Genomic DNA, 17,006 nt, shown 5'->3' on the forward strand with positions numbered 1-17,006 from the left:
ACAGCACAGGCCTTGCAAGCTGTGCCGCACCTGTGGGAGCGGGCAAGCCCGCGAAGAGGCCCCCACGGGTCATCTCGTCGCACCCAATGGCAAAAGGCCGCGCATTTCCCAACCCCCGCTACACTCCTCTCTGACCTGCTCGCGATTTATCTCCCCATGACCCGTTCAGCCATCGCAAGGAGGCTCGATGAACGATGAATTGCAGCATCTGAAGAACCTTGGCAAGACCTCTGCGCAGTGGCTGCATGCAGCGGGCATCCACAGTGCATCGGATCTGCGACGACTGGGCGCGGTGGGTGCGTACCAGGCCGTGAAGACGCGAGGGTTCCGCGCATCGAAGGTGCTGCTGTATGCCATTGAAGGCGCGCTTCTGGACATGCACTGGAACGATTTGCCGCTAGAACGCAAAGAAGCGCTCAATCAGCAGCTGGACGCAAAATGCCCGCCGCAAAAAAATCCGAAATAATCGTGGTAAAGGGATTGACCTCGAAATGAGAATCGTTATGATTATCACAACTGGTCGCGAGACTGGTTGGATAAACTAAGAGCCCCTGGTTCGGACTCTCAGATTATCTCCTCATCAGGCTAATCACGGTTATTGACCCGGCAGTTTGCCGGGTCTTTTTTTGGCCAGTGTTTTCTACCTGAGCTAGCGCCGCATCTGCGCGCAATAGTCCTGCTCCGGCGTCGCCGCCGTATACCACGCATAGTCGGCCTCGGTCGCCTCAACCCAGTCGCCCACCTCCGCCAACACCAGCACCGTGCTTTCTCCTTGCGCACCCAGGTCAGCCAGGTGCAACGGCACGCCCAAATCCTTGCGCACGTGATAGGCCCCTGCAAACAGCAGCACCGGCTGCGGCGCCGCCAGCAAGCGCTCGGCCATACGCCGGTCACGCTGCTGTTGCACCGCCAGCATCGCCGGCAACTGGCTTTCCGGCAGCATCCCGCAATGCCCGGCACGCACATGCTCCAGCAGGGCAGCCTGGACCGCTGGCGCGTTGGAACGCTCACCGAGCAACGAAGCCGGCTGCCGATAAGCCTGGCGCATCTCGGCGGTTGAAAGGTTGGCTGCCAGCAAAGGCACGTGTTGTCGCAGGGCTTCGGTGATGATCGGCCCATACAACTGCCAATCCCAACCGTCCTGCCAGGCCAGGGCCTGGGGCAGGTCTGCCGGCACCGGTTGCCCGGCAAGCTTGTCCACCAACGGTTGTTGCTCGGGCTGCAGCATTTCCAGCAACAGGCTGCCTTGCGCCCGCTGGCCTTGCAGGGCGCGCAACAGCCACAGTTGCAGCGCATGGTGGTCGGGGTTGTCGTGCTTTTCACCGACCAGCACCCGTGGGGCGGCAGACAAACGCTGCAGCAATTGCTCTGGGCTGATCAACTGGCCGCTGGCAAGCTCGACGATATGCCCCAGTTCGGCATGGCTGCGCCCTTCACTGCTCTGCCAGGCCGGCAACGGCGGCAGGCTGGCCTGGCAGCCCCCCAGCGCCAGTGCCAGGCACAGCGAGAAACCGGAGAGCAGCGGATGACGCATGGGTGTACCTCTTGTTCATTGGCATGTACATGCACTTGCCTGCAGCGCTGTGGCTGCACAACCGTCGCGGGCAAACCCGCTCAGCTTTCCTTCCCCTGGCTGGCCGCGCGCCTTGTAGCGGACGGCGGAACTGCGCACCATAGGCAACCAGGCGCAACCCATGCGGGCGATTGAACAATCACTCGCCTTGGTGCGTCAGGCTACCATTGCTTTCACGGGCCATCCCTGCCATGCATTTCCTTTGTACCTCCCAAGGCCTGGCCGAAGGCCAGAGCCGCGCCTTCAGCGTAGACGGCATCGAACTGTTCGGCGTGCGTCGCCAGGGCCAGGTGCATCTGTACCGCAACCTGTGCCCGCACCGCGGCATACCGCTGAACTGGGCCGAGGATGAATTTCTCGACGACAGCGCCAGCCTGATCCACTGCGCCCATCATGGCGCGCTGTTCCTGATCGAAAGCGGCGAATGCGTGGCCGGGCCCTGCGAGGGCAAGCAGTTGCAGGCCCTGAGCTGCCATGAAGACAGCCAGGGTATCTGGCTCAAGGGCCAAGCAGCACCGGCAGACGGCGATCGATGACGATACCCGCGGCGTCCAGGCGCGTGCCATAGGCCAGCACTTCCACGCCGTCGGCCACTGCGCTATGCAGGGCCTGGCTATAGGCTGCATCGATTTCCGCGGCTGGGCGCACGGCGTCGATGCCAGTCAGGTTCACACAATACAACTGCACGGCGCGTACCCCCTGCCGGGCCAGCTTGGCCAGCTCGCGCAGGTGCTTGGCACCGCGTTGGGTTACCGCATCAGGGAACGCCGCAACCAGGCTGTCGGGGTAGCCGAGGGTCACGCTCTTGACTTCGACATAGGCCGGGGCGCCGTCGAAATCCAGGCGAAAGTCGATGCGGCTGCCTTCCTCGCCATAGGCCACTTCACGCTTGAGCGCGGTGAAACCGGCCAGTTCGGCGATGACGCCGGCACGCAGGGCTTCTTCGACCAGCCCGTTGGCCCGCCCGGTATTCACGCAGGCCAGCCGCCCCTGTGGGGTTTCACTGATTTCCCAGGTGCCCGGCAGCTTGCGCTTGGGGTCGCTGGAGCGGCTGAACCACACCTGCCCGCCTTCGCGCATGCAGTTGAGCATGGAGCCAGTATTCGGGCAGTGGATGGTCAGCTGTTCGCCGCTGGCCAGTTCGATGTCTGCCAGAAAACGCTTGTAGCGGCGCAGCAGGCGACCCTGTTCGAGTGGAGGAAAGAACAGCATCAGCCCTGCCAGCTCCGCAGCCCGCGGGCAATCCGCTGCACCGCCTGCTCCAGGCGCGGCAGGCTCTGGGTATAGGCGAAACGCACATGATGGCCGGCCAGGTGCCGGCCGAAATCCAGGCCCGGGGTAAAGGCCAGGTGCTCGGTTTCCAGGAAATGCCGGCAAAAGGCGAACGCATCACCACCAAAGGCACTGATGTCGGCATACAGATAGAAGGCCCCCTGCGGTTCGACGGCAATGCGGAAGCCAAGCTCGCGCAGGGCGGGCAACAGATAGTCGCGACGGCGGGCGAACTCGGCGCGGCGCTCTTCGAAAATGGCCAGGGTCTCGGGCTGGAAGCACGCCAGCGCGGCATGCTGGGCCATGCTTGGCGCGCTGATGTACAGGTTTTGTGCCAGTTTTTCCAGGTCTGCCACGGCGCCGGGCGGCGCTACCAGCCAGCCGAGGCGCCAACCGGTCATGCCGAAATACTTGGAAAAACTATTCAGCACAAACGCCGAGTCATCCACTTCCAGCACACTGGGCGCGTCCATGCCGTAGGTCAGGCCATGGTAGATCTCGTCCACCACCAGGTGGCCGTGGCGCTCCCGGGTGGCAGTGGACAGGCTGGCCAGCTCGTCCCGACCCAGCACGGTGCCGGTGGGGTTGGCTGGCGAGGCAACCAGGGCACCAACGGTGTCCTTGTCCCAATGGCGCTGCACCAGGTCGGCGGTCAGCTGGTAGTTGACCTCCGGGCCGACCGGCACCAGTTGCGCGCCGCCTTCGACCAGGCGCAGGAAGTGGCGGTTGCACGGGTAACCCGGGTCGGCCAGCAGCCAGTGCTTGCCGGGGTCGACCAGCAAGCTGCTGGCCAGCAGCAGTGCCCCGGAGCCACCCGGGGTAATCAGGATGCGTTCAGGATCGACAGTCAGGCCATAGCGCTGGCCGTAGAAACCGGCAATCGCTTCGCGCAACGCCGGCAGGCCGCGAGCGGCGGTATACCGGGTGTGCCCGGCGGCGAGTGCCGCCTGGCCAGCGGCGACGATCGGCGCAGCGGTGGTGAAGTCCGGCTCGCCGATTTCCAGGTGGATCACGTCGTGCCCGGCCGCCTGCAGCTCGTTGGCCCGGGCCAGCAGCGCCATGACATGGAAGGGTTCGATGGCGCGGCTGCGCGCGCTGTAAGGGTGGGCCATGACCTTCTCTCAATAGGGTCTAAACTGGAGATTCTACCTCTGCGAGCGATCGAACGTACCGCTCAGGCCGGTGTCAATCAGCAAGATCGGGCGGGGTAGCGCACCCCCGATCTATCTGGTAAGTTCGGCGGCTCGCAGTCGCAGGGCCGGCGGGTGCCGGAGATGGAGCAGCCTGCGCATTGGATCAGATGAGTGAGAGGCGGTCTATTCATGTCCACCGTAGAAAAGCAAAAAGCCCAGACCATGTACGGTGTCGAGCCCTACGTAGAAACCAAGGGTGAAGAGTACATGGGCGAGCCCATGAAACAGCACTTCACCAAGCTTCTCGGCGCCTGGAAGCGAGACTTGATGGAAAGTGTCGACCGCACTGTGGACCATATGAAGGACGAGGCAGCCAACTTCCCCGACCCGGCCGACCGCGCCAGCCAGGAAGAAGAATTCGCCCTGGAGCTGCGCAATCGCGATCGCGAGCGCAAGCTGATCAAGAAGATCGACAAGACCCTCGAAAAGATCAAGGCCGACGAGTACGGCTGGTGCGAATCGTGCGGCATCGAGATCGGCCTGCGTCGCCTGGAAGCCCGTCCTACTGCGGACCTGTGCTTCGACTGCAAGGAAATTGCCGAGAAAAAGGAAAAGACGGTCGGCAAAGGCTGATCCTTCTTCCATCCGGACGGGGCGCATCATGCGCCCCGTTTCATTTCATGCCCAGCCTGACCATGACCGATACCCGTTACATCGGGCGTTTCGCCCCCACTCCCAGCGGCTTCCTGCACTTCGGCTCGCTGGTCGCCGCCCTCGCCTCCTGGCTCGATGCCCGCGCCGTCAACGGCCGCTGGCTGCTGCGCATGGAGGATACCGACCCGCCGCGGGAAATGCCCGGTGCCCGCGATGCCATCCTGCAAACGCTGGAGCGCTATGGCCTGGAATGGGATGGCGAAGTGGTGTTCCAGAGCCAGCGGCACGACGCCTACGGCGCAGTGGTCGATCGCCTGTTCAACATGGGCCTGGCTTATGCCTGTACCTGCTCGCGCAAGCAGCTGGAGGGTTACAACGGCATCTACCCCGGTTTTTGTCGCAACGCCGGGCATGCGCGTGAAGGCGCGGCGATCCGCTTGCGGGTACCGGAACTGATCTATCGCTTTACCGACCGGGTGCAGGGCGAGTTCCAGCAACACCTGGGGCGTGAGGTAGGGGATTTCGTCATCCAGCGCCGCGACGGGCTGTATGCCTACCAGCTGGCGGTGGTACTGGATGATGCCTGGCAGGGTGTTACCGACATCGTGCGCGGCGCCGACCTGCTCGACAACACCCCGCGCCAGCTGTACCTGCAAGAGTTGCTGGGCTTTTCGCAACCGCGCTACCTGCATATACCGCTGATCGTCCAGCCGGATGGACACAAACTGGGCAAATCGTACCGTTCGCCGCCGCTGCAGGCGGAGCATGCCACGCCGCTGTTGCTGCGGGCATTGCGGGCGCTGGGCCAGGAGACCGACCCCGAGCTGTTGCTGGCGACACCGGCCGAAGTGCTGGCAGTGGCCCGCAAGCAGTGGAAACCCGAGGCGATTGCACAGCGCACCACGGTGCCAGAGGCTGATTTGCGCTGAGGCATTACCAGCCTCTTCGCGGGCACGCCCGCTCCCACAGGAACTACACCACCTTCAAGATTTGTGGTTTACCTGTGGGAGCGGGCGCGCCCGCGAAGAGGCCGGCACGGGCAACCCACCCCGCAAAAACAAAAGCCCAATAAATTCAACCCCTTGGCGAACCCCATGGATTCCCGCTAGCATCCCCCCAGCCATTTGCGCCAATAATAAGTCCAAGCCCGCAGCGCCCAACCATCGAGGCCAGCATGTACATCTATCGTTTGGTCCTGCTTCTGGTCGTGGGGATCTACCTGTTCTCCCCGGCCATCATGGACTGGTGGATCGAACCGACCGGAGCCTGGTACCGCCCTTACCTGCTCTGGCTGATCCTGATCGTCGTCACCTTCATCCTGCAGAGCCAACGAGATGCCGATGAGCTTTAGCCTGACCCAGATGATCCTGATCAGCGCCGCGTACCTGATGGTGCTGTTCGGCGTGGCCTGGATCAGCGAACGGGGCCTGATCCCACGTTCGATCATTCGCCATCCGCTGACCTACACCCTTTCGCTGGGTGTATACGCCAGTGCCTGGGCCTTCTATGGCTCGGTCGGCCTGGCCTACCAGTACGGCTACGGCTTCCTCGCCTGTTACCTGGGCGTGTCCGGCGCGTTCCTGCTGGCACCGGTACTGCTCTATCCGATCCTCAAGATCACCCGCACCTACCAGCTGTCATCGCTGGCCGACCTGCTGGCGTTCCGCTTCCGCAGTACCTGGGCCGGGGCGCTGACCACGATTTTCATGCTGATCGGCGTGCTGCCCTTGCTGGCCCTGCAGATCCAGGCAGTGGCCGATTCGATCAGCATCCTCACCGGCGAACCAGTCAAGGCCCGGGTGGCCTTCGCCTTCTGTACCCTGATCATCCTGTTCACCATCTTCTTCGGTTCGCGGCACATCGCCACCCGCGAGAAACACGAAGGGCTGGTCTTCGCCATCGCCTTCGAGTCGGTGATCAAGCTGCTGGCGCTGGGCGGCATCGGCCTGTATGCCCTGTATGGCGTGTTCGGCGGCCCGCACCAGCTGGAGGTATGGCTGCTGCAGAACCAGACTGCCCTGGCGGCCTTGCATACCCCGCTGCAGGAAGGGCCATGGCGCACCTTGCTGCTGGTGTTCTTCGCTTCGGCGATCGTCATGCCGCACATGTACCACATGGCCTTCACCGAAAACCTCAACCCGCGCTCGCTGGTCAGTGCCAGCTGGGGCCTGCCGCTGTTCCTGCTGCTGATGAGCCTGGCCGTACCGCTGGTGCTGTGGGCCGGTCTGCGCCTGGGCGCCAGCACCAATCCCGAGTATTTCACCCTGGGCCTGGGGATTGCCGCCAACAACCAGGCATTGGCACTGCTGGCCTATATCGGCGGCCTGTCGGCTGCCAGCGGGCTGATCATCGTCACCACCCTGGCGCTGTCCGGCATGGCCCTCAACCACCTGGTGCTGCCGCTGTACCAGCCGCCGGCCGAAGGCAATATCTACCGCTGGCTGAAGTGGACCCGCCGCGCGCTGATCGTCGCCATCATCACCGCCGGCTTCATGTTCTACCTGACCCAGAGCAACCACCAGAGCCTGGCCAACCTGGGCATCGTCGCCTTCGTCGCCACCTTGCAGTTCCTGCCCGGCGTGCTGTCGGTGCTGTACTGGCCCACCGCCAACCGCCGCGGCTTCATCGCCGGCCTGCTGGCCGGTACCCTGGTGTGGATGGTGACCATGCTGCTGCCGCTGCTGGGCAACCTGCAGGGCTTCTACATCCCGCTGCTGGACATGATCTACGTACTGGACGACACCAGCTGGCACATGGCGGCGATCGCCTCGCTGGCGGCCAACGTGCTGCTGTTCACCCTGATCTCGCTGTTCACCAATGCCAGTACCGAAGAAGTCAGCGCAGCCGAGGCCTGCGCGGTGGACAACGTGCGCCGCCCGCAACGCCGCGAGCTGCACGCCGCCTCGCCGCAGGAGTTCGCCACTCAGCTGGCCAAGCCACTGGGCGCCAAGGCCGCACAAAAGGAAGTGGAACAGGCCCTGCGCGACCTCTATCTACCGTTCGATGAGCGCCGCCCCTATGCCTTGCGCCGCCTGCGCGACCGTATCGAGGCCAACCTGTCCGGCCTGATGGGGCCGAGTGTGGCGCAGGACATGGTCGAGACCTTCTTGCCGTACAAGTCCGGTAACGAAAACTACGTGACCGAGGACATCCACTTCATCGAAAGCCGCCTGGAAGACTACCACTCGCGCCTGACCGGCCTGGCCGCCGAACTCGACGCCCTGCGCCGCTACCACCGCCAGACCCTGCAAGAACTGCCAATGGGCGTCTGCTCGTTGGCCAAGGACCAGGAAATCCTGATGTGGAACAAGGCCATGGAGGAGCTCACCGGCATCGCCGCCAAGCACGTGGTCGGCTCGCGCCTGGTCACCATCGACGAGCCCTGGCGCGGCCTGCTGCAAGGGTTCATCAACGTGCCCGACGAACACCTGCACAAGCAGCGCCTGGCGCTGGATGGCCAGCCGCGCTGGCTGAACCTGCACAAGGCGGCGATCGACGAGCCGCTGGCACCAGGCAACAGCGGCCTGGTGCTGCTGGTGGAGGACCTCACCGAAACCCAGGCGCTGGAGGACAAGCTGGTACACTCCGAACGCCTGGCCAGCATCGGCCGCCTGGCGGCTGGCGTGGCCCACGAGATCGGCAACCCGATCACCGGCATCGCCTGCCTGGCACAGAACCTGCGCGAGGAACGCGAGGACGACGGTGAAATCATCGAGCTGTCCAGCCAGATTCTGGAACAGACCAAGCGGGTTTCGCGCATCGTCCAGTCGCTTATGAGCTTCGCTCATGCCGGCGGCAGCCACCAGAACAGCGAAGAGCCGGTGTGCCTGGCCGAAGTGGCGCAGGACGCCATTGGTCTGCTGGCGTTGAACCGGCGCAATTTCGAAGTACAGTTCTTCAACCTCTGCGACCCGGACCACTGGGTCGAAGGGGACCCGCAGCGCCTGGCCCAGGTGCTGATCAACCTGCTCTCCAACGCCCGCGACGCCTCGCCGCCCGGCAGTGCCGTGCGCGTGCGCAGCGAGGTCAACGAGCACACCGTCGACCTGATCGTCGAGGACGAAGGCAGCGGGATCCCGAAGAACATCATGGACCGCCTGTTCGAACCCTTCTTCACCACCAAGGACCCGGGCGAAGGAACCGGACTGGGGCTCGCTCTGGTCTATTCCATCGTGGAAGAGCATTATGGGCAAATCACCATCGACAGCCCTGCCGATATCGAACGGCAACGTGGCACCCGGATCCGCGTGACCCTGCCCCGGCATGTCGTAGCGACGTCCCCTGAAATTCGAGACCGTCGAGAGAATTGAATCAATGCCGCACATTCTGATCGTCGAAGACGAAACCATCATCCGCTCGGCCTTGCGTCGCCTGCTCGAACGGAACCAGTACCAGGTCAGCGAAGCCGGCTCGGTGCAGGAAGCCCAGGAACGCTTCAGCATTGCCACCTTCGACCTGATCGTCAGCGACCTGCGCCTGCCAGGCGCACCCGGCACCGAACTGATCAAGCTCGGCCAAGGTACCCCGGTACTGATCATGACCAGCTATGCCAGCCTGCGCTCGGCGGTCGACTCGATGAAAATGGGCGCGGTGGACTATATCGCCAAGCCCTTCGACCATGACGAGATGCTCCAGGCCGTGGCGCGCATCCTGCGCGACCGGCAGAACGCCCCGGCCAGCGCACCGGTTGCCGAGCCGCGCGCCAGCAATGGCAAGGCGGCCCCCGCCGACAAGGGCAGCGCCCCGGCCAATGGCGAAATCGGCATCATCGGTTCCTGCCCACCGATGCAGGATATGTACAGCAAGATCCGCAAGGTCGCGCCCACCGACTCCAACGTGCTGATCCAGGGCGAGTCGGGTACCGGCAAGGAGCTGGTGGCCCGCGCCCTGCACAACCTGTCACGCCGGGCCAAGGCACCGATGATCTCGGTGAACTGTGCAGCCATCCCGGAAACGCTGATCGAGTCCGAGCTGTTCGGCCACGAAAAAGGCGCGTTCACCGGCGCCAGTGCCGGGCGGGCGGGCCTGGTGGAAGCCGCCGACGGCGGTACCCTGTTCCTCGACGAAATCGGCGAACTGCCGCTGGAAGCCCAGGCCCGCCTGTTGCGTGTACTGCAGGAAGGCGAAATTCGCCGGGTCGGTTCGGTGCAGTCGCAGAAGGTCGATGTGCGCCTGATCGCCGCAACCCACCGCGACCTGAAGAACCTGGCCAAGGCCGGCCAGTTCCGTGAAGACCTGTATTACCGCCTGCACGTGATCGCCCTGAAGCTGCCGGCCCTGCGCGAGCGCGGCAGTGACGTCAACGAAATTGCCAGCGCCTTCCTGGCCCGCCAGAGCGCGCGTATCGGCCGTGACGACCTGCACTTCTCGGCCGAAGCCGAGCAGGCCATTCGTCACTACAGCTGGCCGGGTAACGTGCGGGAGCTGGAAAACGCCGTCGAGCGCGCGGTAATCCTCAGCGAGAGTGCAGAAATTTCCGCCGACCTGCTGGGCATCGATATCGAGCTGAGCGACCTGGAGGAGGACGAGATCCTCGACAGCGCCCTGGCTGTGTCGAGTGCGGCCAACGCCAGCCACGAACCGACCGAGGACCTGTCGCTGGAAGACTACTTCCAGCACTTCGTGCTCGAGCACCAGGACCACATGACCGAAACCGAGCTGGCCCGCAAGCTCGGGGTCAGCCGCAAGTGCCTGTGGGAACGCCGCCAGCGCCTGGGCATACCGCGGCGCAAGAGCAACGCTACCAGCGAGTAACCGATCTACCGGGGCGGGAGGTTCCTCCTGCCCCTGGCTACAACCTCTCCGGCCTCTTCGCGGGCACGCCCGCTCCCACAGGAATTTCCCTGCCCTAGAGGGTGGCAACTCCTGTGGGAGCGGGCGTGCCCGCGAAAGGGCCGGCAAAACCAGCGCACCCACCCCAGGTAACACATCAGCCCCCACGGAAATCTGTTACCCGGCCTTGACCGCCGTAACAGTTGCCGAGGCATACGGTAACGAAATTTCGACATTTTCAGCCTGCGAAATTTCCCACGAACGCCTCAATCCCTTGATTTTGCTGGGTTTTCAAAAGTTGGCACGGCACCTGCTATATGTCTGGTACAAGAACAATAACAAGCACTGCAACTCAGAATAAGAACAAGACGAAACGGCTCACGCACAATAAAAACAAGACGGCGGAGGCGCAGCTAACTGATTCTTTTGGAGAGGATGCGTGTTTGGGGCTTGCCCCACAACCAGGCAGAGAACAACAAAAACTGCACTCAAAGCAGCGCCTGAACTGGTTGGATCAACCGATCAACGTGACATCAGCGGCCAAAGCAATCCGTTTGCTCTTAACCCCTGGCTTGGGGGTCGTCCACAAGCTTCGAGATTTGTGGACAGGGCGCTCAACAAAAACAAGAAGCCCAGCAAAAAAACAATAAGAGCACGCAACGACTTCTTGGGGAGCTTAGGCTCCCCTTGTCGTTTCTACCGTTCCGGCAGGCATCCTGCTACCCGCCTACACCATTCCTTGAGTAAATGCTAGAATCCCCGCCCATCATGCGGCCATTCTCCTATTCTTGGCCGAACATTCCTTCAAACAGTGCATCCCATGCTGAAGAAGCTGTTCCAGTCGTTCCGCCCGCCCGTACCGGGCCCGCATCACAGGCGTACCACACCTGAGGTGATCAACAAGAGCCAGCATTCGCTGCAGCGCCACCAGTTCAGCCGCCATGCGGTGAACATCGTGGAACGCCTGCAGAGCGCCGGCTACCAGGCTTACCTGGTCGGTGGCTGTGTCCGCGACCTGATGCTTGGCATCACCCCCAAGGACTTCGATGTCGCCACCAGCGCTACCCCCGAACAGGTCCGTGCCGAATTCCGCAACGCGCGCATCATCGGTCGCCGCTTCAAGCTGGTCCACGTGCATTTCGGCCGTGAGATCATCGAAGTCGCCACCTTCCGCGCCCACCACTCGGAAGACGACCAGGGCGACAGCCACCGCTCGTCGCACAATGCCAGCGGCCGTATCCTGCGTGACAACGTGTACGGCACCCTGGAAGAGGACGCGCAACGCCGCGACTTCACCATCAATGCCCTGTACTACGACCCAGTCAGCGAGCGCATCCTCGACTATGCCAATGGCGTGCACGATATCCGTAACCGCCTGCTGCGCCTGATCGGTGACCCGACCCATCGCTACCAGGAAGACCCGGTGCGCATGCTGCGCGCGGTGCGCTTTGCCGCCAAGCTCGACTTCGGTATCGAAAAGCACACTGTCCAGCCGGTGCGCGAACTGGCACCGCTGCTGCGCGAGATTCCGCCGGCGCGCCTGTTCGAGGAGAGCCTCAAGCTGTTCCTCTCCGGCCAGGGCGCCATCGCCTTCGAAATGCTGGTCGACCTGCAGCTGTTCGAACCGCTGTTCCCGGCCAGTGCACATGCCCTGGACGAGCGCCCGACCTACACCCATACCCTGATCAGCCAGGCGCTGCACAACACCGACCTGCGCGTGAAGCAAGGCAAACCGGTAACCCCGGCGTTCCTCTTCGCCGCGCTGCTGTGGCCAGCCCTGCCGGCCCGCGTGCTGCACCTGCAAGCCCAGGGCGTGCCGCCCATCCCGGCCATGAACGGTGCAGCCCACGACCTGATCGCCGAGCAATGCGCACGCATCGCCATCCCCAAGCGCTTCACCCTGCCGATCCGCGAGATCTGGGACATGCAGGAACGTCTGCCACGGCGCAGCGGCAAGCGCGCCGATGTCTTGCTGGACAACCCGCGCTTCCGCGCCGGTTACGACTTCCTGCTGCTGCGCGAAAGCGCCGGGGAAGAAACCGACGAACTCGGCCAGTGGTGGACCGACTACCAGGATGCCAACGACAGCCAGCGCCGCGAGATGATCCGCGAGCTGGGCAGCCGTGATGAAGGCACCGGCGCCGGCCCACGTAAACGCAAGCGCAGCGGCGGCAAGCGCAAGCGCGGCGGCGACGAGGCATTCGAGTGACCACCCGCGCCTATATCGGCCTGGGCAGCAACCTGGACGCACCTGCCGAGCAGCTGCGCAATGCCCTGCAGGCACTGGACCAGGTAGAAAGCACGCGCCTGGTGGCGGCCTCGGCCCTCTACACCAGTGACTCGCTGCTGCCAGGGCAACCGCGCTACACCAATGCCGTCGCCGCCGTGGACACCGCCTTGCCGCCCTTGGCCCTGCTCGATGCGCTGCAAGCCATCGAAAATGACCAGGGCCGTGTGCGCTTGGAGCGCTGGGGCCCGCGCACACTGGACCTGGACATTCTGCTGTTCGGCGACCAGGTGCTGGATGAACCGCGCCTGAAGGTGCCGCATTACCACATGCATGCCCGGCCTTTCGTGCTGTATCCGCTGGCCGAACTGGTACCGGGCGATTTCCGTCTGGCCGACGGCCGCGCCCTGGCGCAATTGCTCGAAGAGTGCCCGTTCGTCGGCCTCGAACGCCTGTAGACCGGGCGTTTCAGCCGTGTACAGCGGCGCGGTAACGCCAGTAACACCCTGAACGTAACAATGCGGTAACAGGGTGATTGACTTCCCCCACCTCGCTCACGACTATAGGCGTCCCGTGTGGCACCGAAGTGCCGCTACCCGTATTTAGGCCCGGACGGACCTGTGCCCGAACATCACGCGCGATGATGTGCCGCTCCGGAAGATGACTACGCGTTGAATGCAGTCGTTTTTTACAGCGCCTGAACGAGGAATTTCCTACATGCCTGAAGTAACCCTGACCACCCTCAATGGCCTCAAGGCCAAGGGTGAAAAAATCACCATGCTGACCTGCTACGACGCGACCTTCGCCAAGGCCGCCAGCCAGGCCGGTGTCGAAGTGTTGCTGGTGGGTGACTCGCTGGGGATGGTCCTGCAAGGCCACGACAGCACCCTACCGGTAACGACCGCGGACATGGCCTACCACACCGCCAGCGTCAAACGCGGCAATGACGGCGCGCTGATCCTCACCGACCTGCCGTTCATGGCGCATGCCACCCCGGAACAGGCCTTTGCCAACAGTGCCACGCTGATGCAGGCCGGCGCCCACATGGTCAAGATCGAAGGGGCTGCCTGGCTGGCCGAGACCATCCGCCTGCTGGCCGAGCGTGGCGTGCCGGTATGCGCGCACATGGGCTTGACCCCGCAAACCGTCAACGTCCTGGGCGGCTACAAGGTCCAGGGCCGCCAGGAAGCCCAGGCCCGGCAGATGCGTGCCGACGCCATCGCCCTGGAGCAGGCTGGTGCGGCCATGCTGCTGCTCGAATGCGTGCCCAGCGAACTGGCGGCGGAAATCACCAGTGCCGTCGGTATTCCGGTAATCGGTATTGGTGCCGGCAGCGGCACCGATGGCCAGGTGCTGGTCCTGCACGACATGCTCGGCCTGTCGCTGAGCGGTCGCGTACCGAAGTTCGTGAAGAACTTCATGCAAGGCCAGCCGGATATCCACAGCGCCCTCGTCGCCTACGTCGAGGCAGTCAAGCAGGTCAGCTTCCCTGGCAGCGAACACGGGTTCAGTGCATGAATACAGTCAAGACCGTCCGCGAATTGCGTGCCGCCGTTGCCCGCGCCCGGAGTGAAGGCAAGCGCATCGGCTTCGTGCCGACCATGGGCAACCTGCACAGCGGCCACGCGGCCCTGGTAACCAAGGCCGCGCAGCGGGCCGATTTCGTGGTCGCCAGCATCTTCGTCAACCCGCTGCAGTTCGGCGCCAACGAAGACCTCGACAAATACCCGCGCACCCTGGCCGCCGACCAGGAGCGCCTGTTGCAGGCCGGCTGCAACCTGTTGTTCGCGCCCACCGTCGACGAAATGTACCCCGACGGCATGAGCGTGCAAACCCGCGTCAGCGTTCCCCAGCTTTCCGAAGGCCTGTGCGGCGCCAGCCGGCCCGGGCATTTCGAAGGCGTGGCTACCGTGGTCACCAAGCTGTTCAACATGGTCCAGCCCGACCTTGCCGTGTTCGGCGAAAAGGACTTCCAGCAGCTGGCGGTGATACGCGCCATGGTGCGCGACCTGAACATGCCGATCCAGGTCATCGGCGAGCCTACCGTGCGTGCCGAAGATGGCCTGGCGCTGTCGTCGCGCAACGGTTACCTGACACCTGAGCAGCGGGCTGCGGCACCGGCGTTATACCGCACCTTGCAGCATATCGCTGCGGCCATTGGCCGGGGCCAGCGTGATTTCGCGGCGCTGGTTGCCGAAGGTCAGGCGCAACTGACTGCCGCGGGGTTCCGCCCGGACTACCTGGAAGTGCGCCATGCCGTGAGCCTGCGTCCGGCAATGATCGATGACCGCGACCTGGTGGTGATCGCGGCGGCTTACCTGGGCAACACGCGGTTGATCGACAACCTGTACTTGCATGTGGAAGAGAAGACCGCGTAACTGCATGGGCTGCCTTGCAGCCCATTCACAGGCAAGCCAGCTCCTGCAGGGGCGCAAAACGCCCCAAATTACCTCTGCCATAGCCATTCCCTGCCAGTGGCCTTTGCCTATAATGATGCCAGCCTGAACCCGGCAATGACTGCCGTGTCCAAGGCATCACCACGCACCAAGGGAACCCCGCGCAATGGCGTATTACCGTACACCCCACGATGTGACGGCCCTGCCCGCCTGGCAGGCGCTCCAGCAACACCGCGACGCCATGCAAGGCTTCAGCATGCGCGAAGCCTTCGCCGCCGATGCCAAACGTTTCGACCAGTTCTCCCTGAGTTCCTGTGGCCTGTTCCTCGACTACTCGAAGAACCTGATCACCGAACAGACCCGTGACCTGCTGGTGAACCTGGCCGACCAGGTCGGCCTGCAAGATGCCATCAAGTCGATGTTCAGCGGCGAAATCATCAACGCCTCCGAAGGCCGCCCGGTGCTGCACACTGCCCTGCGCCGCCCGGTGGGCGACAAGCTCAGCGTCAACGGCGTGAACGTCATGCCGGAAGTGCACAAGGTACTCAACCAGATCACCGAACTGGTCGGTCGCATCCATGACGGCCTATGGCGCGGCTACAGCGAGAAGCCGATCACCGACGTGGTCAACATCGGCATCGGTGGTTCGTTCCTCGGCCCCGAACTGGTCTCCGAAGCGCTGCTGCCCTATGCCCAACGCGGCGTGCGCTGCCACTACCTGGCGAACATCGACGGCAGCGAATTCCACGAGCTGTCGGCCAACCTGCGTGCTGAAACCACCCTGTTCATCGTCTCGTCGAAGTCGTTCAACACCCTCGAGACCCTGAAGAACGCCATGGCTGCACGCACCTGGTACCTGGCCCAGGGCGGCTCGGAAGCCGAGCTGTACCGCCACTTCATCGCCGTTTCCAGCAACAAGGCCGCCGCCGTGGCCTTCGGCATCCGCGAAGAGAACATCTTCCCGATGTGGGATTGGGTAGGCGGGCGCTACTCGCTGTGGTCGGCTATCGGCCTGCCGATTGCACTGGCCATCGGCATGGCCAACTTCAAGGAACTGCTGTCTGGTGCCTACACCATGGACCAGCACTTCCAGACCGCACCGTTCGAAAAGAACATGCCAGTGCTGCTGGCCCTGCTGGGCGTCTGGTATGGCAACTTCTGGGGCGCGAACAGCCACGCGATCCTGCCGTACGACCATTACCTGCGCAACATCACCAAGCACCTGCAACAGCTGGACATGGAGTCCAACGGCAAGAGCGTGCTGCAGGATGGCACCCCGGTGAAGACCGATACCGGCCCGGTGATCTGGGGCGGCGTCGGCTGCAACGGCCAGCACGCCTACCACCAGCTGCTGCACCAGGGCACCCAGCTGATTCCGGCCGACTTCATCGTGCCGGTGGTGAGCTTCAACCCGGTCGCCGACCATCATCAGTGGCTGTACGCCAACTGCCTGTCGCAGAGCCAGGCGCTGATGCTGGGCAAGACCCGCGAGGAAGCCGAGGCCGAGCTGCGCGCCAAGGGCCTGAATGAAACGGACATCGAGAAGCTGGCACCGCACAAGGTGATCCCGGGCAACCGCCCGAGCAACACCCTGGTGGTGGAGCGCATCAGCCCACGCCGTCTGGGCGCCCTGGTGGCGATGTACGAACACAAGGTGTTCGTGCAGAGCGTGATCTGGGGTATCAACGCCTTCGACCAGTGGGGCGTGGAACTGGGCAAGGAGCTGGGCAAGGGCGTTTACCAGCGCTTGGTCGGCAGCCTGGAAGACAGCGCCGAGGACGGCTCCACCCAGGGCCTGATCAACTACTTCCGCGGCCGTCACCGCGGTTGATCCCAACGCCACTCGGTCGCTCCGTGCAGGAGCGGCCTTGTGTCGCGATGGGGCGCGAAGCGGCCCCGGGATTTCAGCCCTGGTGCGCCAATTGTCGGGGCCGCTTCGCGACACAAGGCCGCTCCTACAGGGACCAGGCCCATCCTCA

General features: G+C 63.7%; 15 protein-coding genes. 12 read left to right on the forward strand and 3 right to left on the reverse strand.

Annotation, left to right across the window (positions count from 1 at the left end; translation table 11 throughout):
* Positions 1 to 187 precede the first annotated feature (187 nt).
* Complete coding sequence (locus HU763_RS20935) at positions 188 to 466, forward strand: TfoX/Sxy family protein (protein ID WP_170032702.1); 279 nt, start codon at positions 188 to 190, stop codon at positions 464 to 466.
* Between the two features lie 183 nt (positions 467 to 649).
* Here the strand turns inward: HU763_RS20935 and HU763_RS20940 are convergent, their stop codons facing one another.
* The gene (locus HU763_RS20940) at positions 650 to 1,534 is read right to left on the reverse strand and encodes a ChaN family lipoprotein (RefSeq protein WP_186686743.1); all 885 of its coding nucleotides are present in this window, start codon (positions 1,532 to 1,534) and stop codon (positions 650 to 652) included.
* A 230-nt stretch (positions 1,535 to 1,764) separates the two neighbouring features.
* Between HU763_RS20940 and HU763_RS20945 the strand changes: the two genes are divergently transcribed.
* Positions 1,765 to 2,109: a Rieske (2Fe-2S) protein gene (locus HU763_RS20945; protein ID WP_186686738.1), complete on the forward strand. Its 345-nt coding sequence runs from the start codon at positions 1,765 to 1,767 to the stop codon at positions 2,107 to 2,109.
* Here HU763_RS20945 and sfsA read toward each other — a convergent pair.
* Positions 2,072 to 2,785, reverse strand: coding sequence for a DNA/RNA nuclease SfsA (sfsA, locus tag HU763_RS20950; RefSeq protein WP_186686735.1), 714 nt, complete (start codon positions 2,783 to 2,785; stop codon positions 2,072 to 2,074). The genes HU763_RS20945 and sfsA overlap by 38 nt on opposite strands.
* Positions 2,785 to 3,957 (reverse strand): pyridoxal phosphate-dependent aminotransferase, encoded by a 1,173-nt coding sequence (locus tag HU763_RS20955; protein WP_170032711.1) that lies wholly within the window; start codon positions 3,955 to 3,957, stop codon positions 2,785 to 2,787. The genes sfsA and HU763_RS20955 overlap by 1 nt, the downstream gene beginning before the upstream one ends.
* A gap of 210 nt (positions 3,958 to 4,167) precedes the next feature.
* On the opposite strand from HU763_RS20955, the gene dksA reads away from it, so the two are divergent.
* The 10 genes from dksA to pgi all read left to right on the forward strand — a co-directional run bounded on the left by dksA (position 4,168) and on the right by pgi (position 16,858).
* Complete coding sequence (gene dksA / locus HU763_RS20960) at positions 4,168 to 4,611, forward strand: RNA polymerase-binding protein DksA (RefSeq protein ID WP_046613112.1); 444 nt, start codon at positions 4,168 to 4,170, stop codon at positions 4,609 to 4,611.
* Between the two features lie 62 nt (positions 4,612 to 4,673).
* On the forward strand, positions 4,674 to 5,561 hold the full coding sequence (gene gluQRS, locus HU763_RS20965; protein ID WP_186686762.1) for a tRNA glutamyl-Q(34) synthetase GluQRS: 888 nt from the start codon (positions 4,674 to 4,676) through the stop codon (positions 5,559 to 5,561).
* Between the two features lie 245 nt (positions 5,562 to 5,806).
* The gene (locus HU763_RS20970; RefSeq protein ID WP_003250005.1) at positions 5,807 to 5,983 is read left to right on the forward strand and encodes a hypothetical protein; all 177 of its coding nucleotides are present in this window, start codon (positions 5,807 to 5,809) and stop codon (positions 5,981 to 5,983) included.
* A complete protein-coding gene (locus HU763_RS20975) occupies positions 5,967 to 8,942 on the forward strand; it encodes a sensor histidine kinase (protein WP_186686733.1) in 2,976 nt (991 codons plus the stop codon). The genes HU763_RS20970 and HU763_RS20975 overlap by 17 nt, the downstream gene beginning before the upstream one ends.
* Before the next feature lie 4 nt (positions 8,943 to 8,946).
* On the forward strand, positions 8,947 to 10,386 hold the full coding sequence (locus tag HU763_RS20980) for a sigma-54-dependent transcriptional regulator (protein WP_186686731.1): 1,440 nt from the start codon (positions 8,947 to 8,949) through the stop codon (positions 10,384 to 10,386).
* Between the two features lie 838 nt (positions 10,387 to 11,224).
* On the forward strand, positions 11,225 to 12,613 hold the full coding sequence (locus HU763_RS20985; RefSeq protein ID WP_186686729.1) for a polynucleotide adenylyltransferase PcnB: 1,389 nt from the start codon (positions 11,225 to 11,227) through the stop codon (positions 12,611 to 12,613).
* Positions 12,610 to 13,089 (forward strand): 2-amino-4-hydroxy-6-hydroxymethyldihydropteridine diphosphokinase, encoded by a 480-nt coding sequence (gene folK / locus HU763_RS20990; protein ID WP_186686727.1) that lies wholly within the window; start codon positions 12,610 to 12,612, stop codon positions 13,087 to 13,089. Before HU763_RS20985 ends, folK begins: the two co-directional genes overlap by 4 nt.
* A gap of 259 nt (positions 13,090 to 13,348) precedes the next feature.
* Entirely contained in the window at positions 13,349 to 14,149 is an 801-nt protein-coding gene (gene panB, locus HU763_RS20995; RefSeq protein ID WP_170032721.1) for a 3-methyl-2-oxobutanoate hydroxymethyltransferase, read from the forward strand.
* Positions 14,146 to 15,009, forward strand: coding sequence for a pantoate--beta-alanine ligase (gene panC, locus HU763_RS21000; protein WP_170032723.1), 864 nt, complete (start codon positions 14,146 to 14,148; stop codon positions 15,007 to 15,009). The genes panB and panC overlap by 4 nt, the downstream gene beginning before the upstream one ends.
* Before the next feature lie 184 nt (positions 15,010 to 15,193).
* Positions 15,194 to 16,858, forward strand: coding sequence for a glucose-6-phosphate isomerase (gene pgi / locus HU763_RS21005; RefSeq protein WP_186686725.1), 1,665 nt, complete (start codon positions 15,194 to 15,196; stop codon positions 16,856 to 16,858).
* Positions 16,859 to 17,006: the final 148 nt, after the last annotated feature.

The sequence above is a fragment of the Pseudomonas anuradhapurensis genome (assembly GCF_014269225.2).
Taxonomy (GTDB): domain Bacteria; phylum Pseudomonadota; class Gammaproteobacteria; order Pseudomonadales; family Pseudomonadaceae; genus Aquipseudomonas; species Aquipseudomonas anuradhapurensis.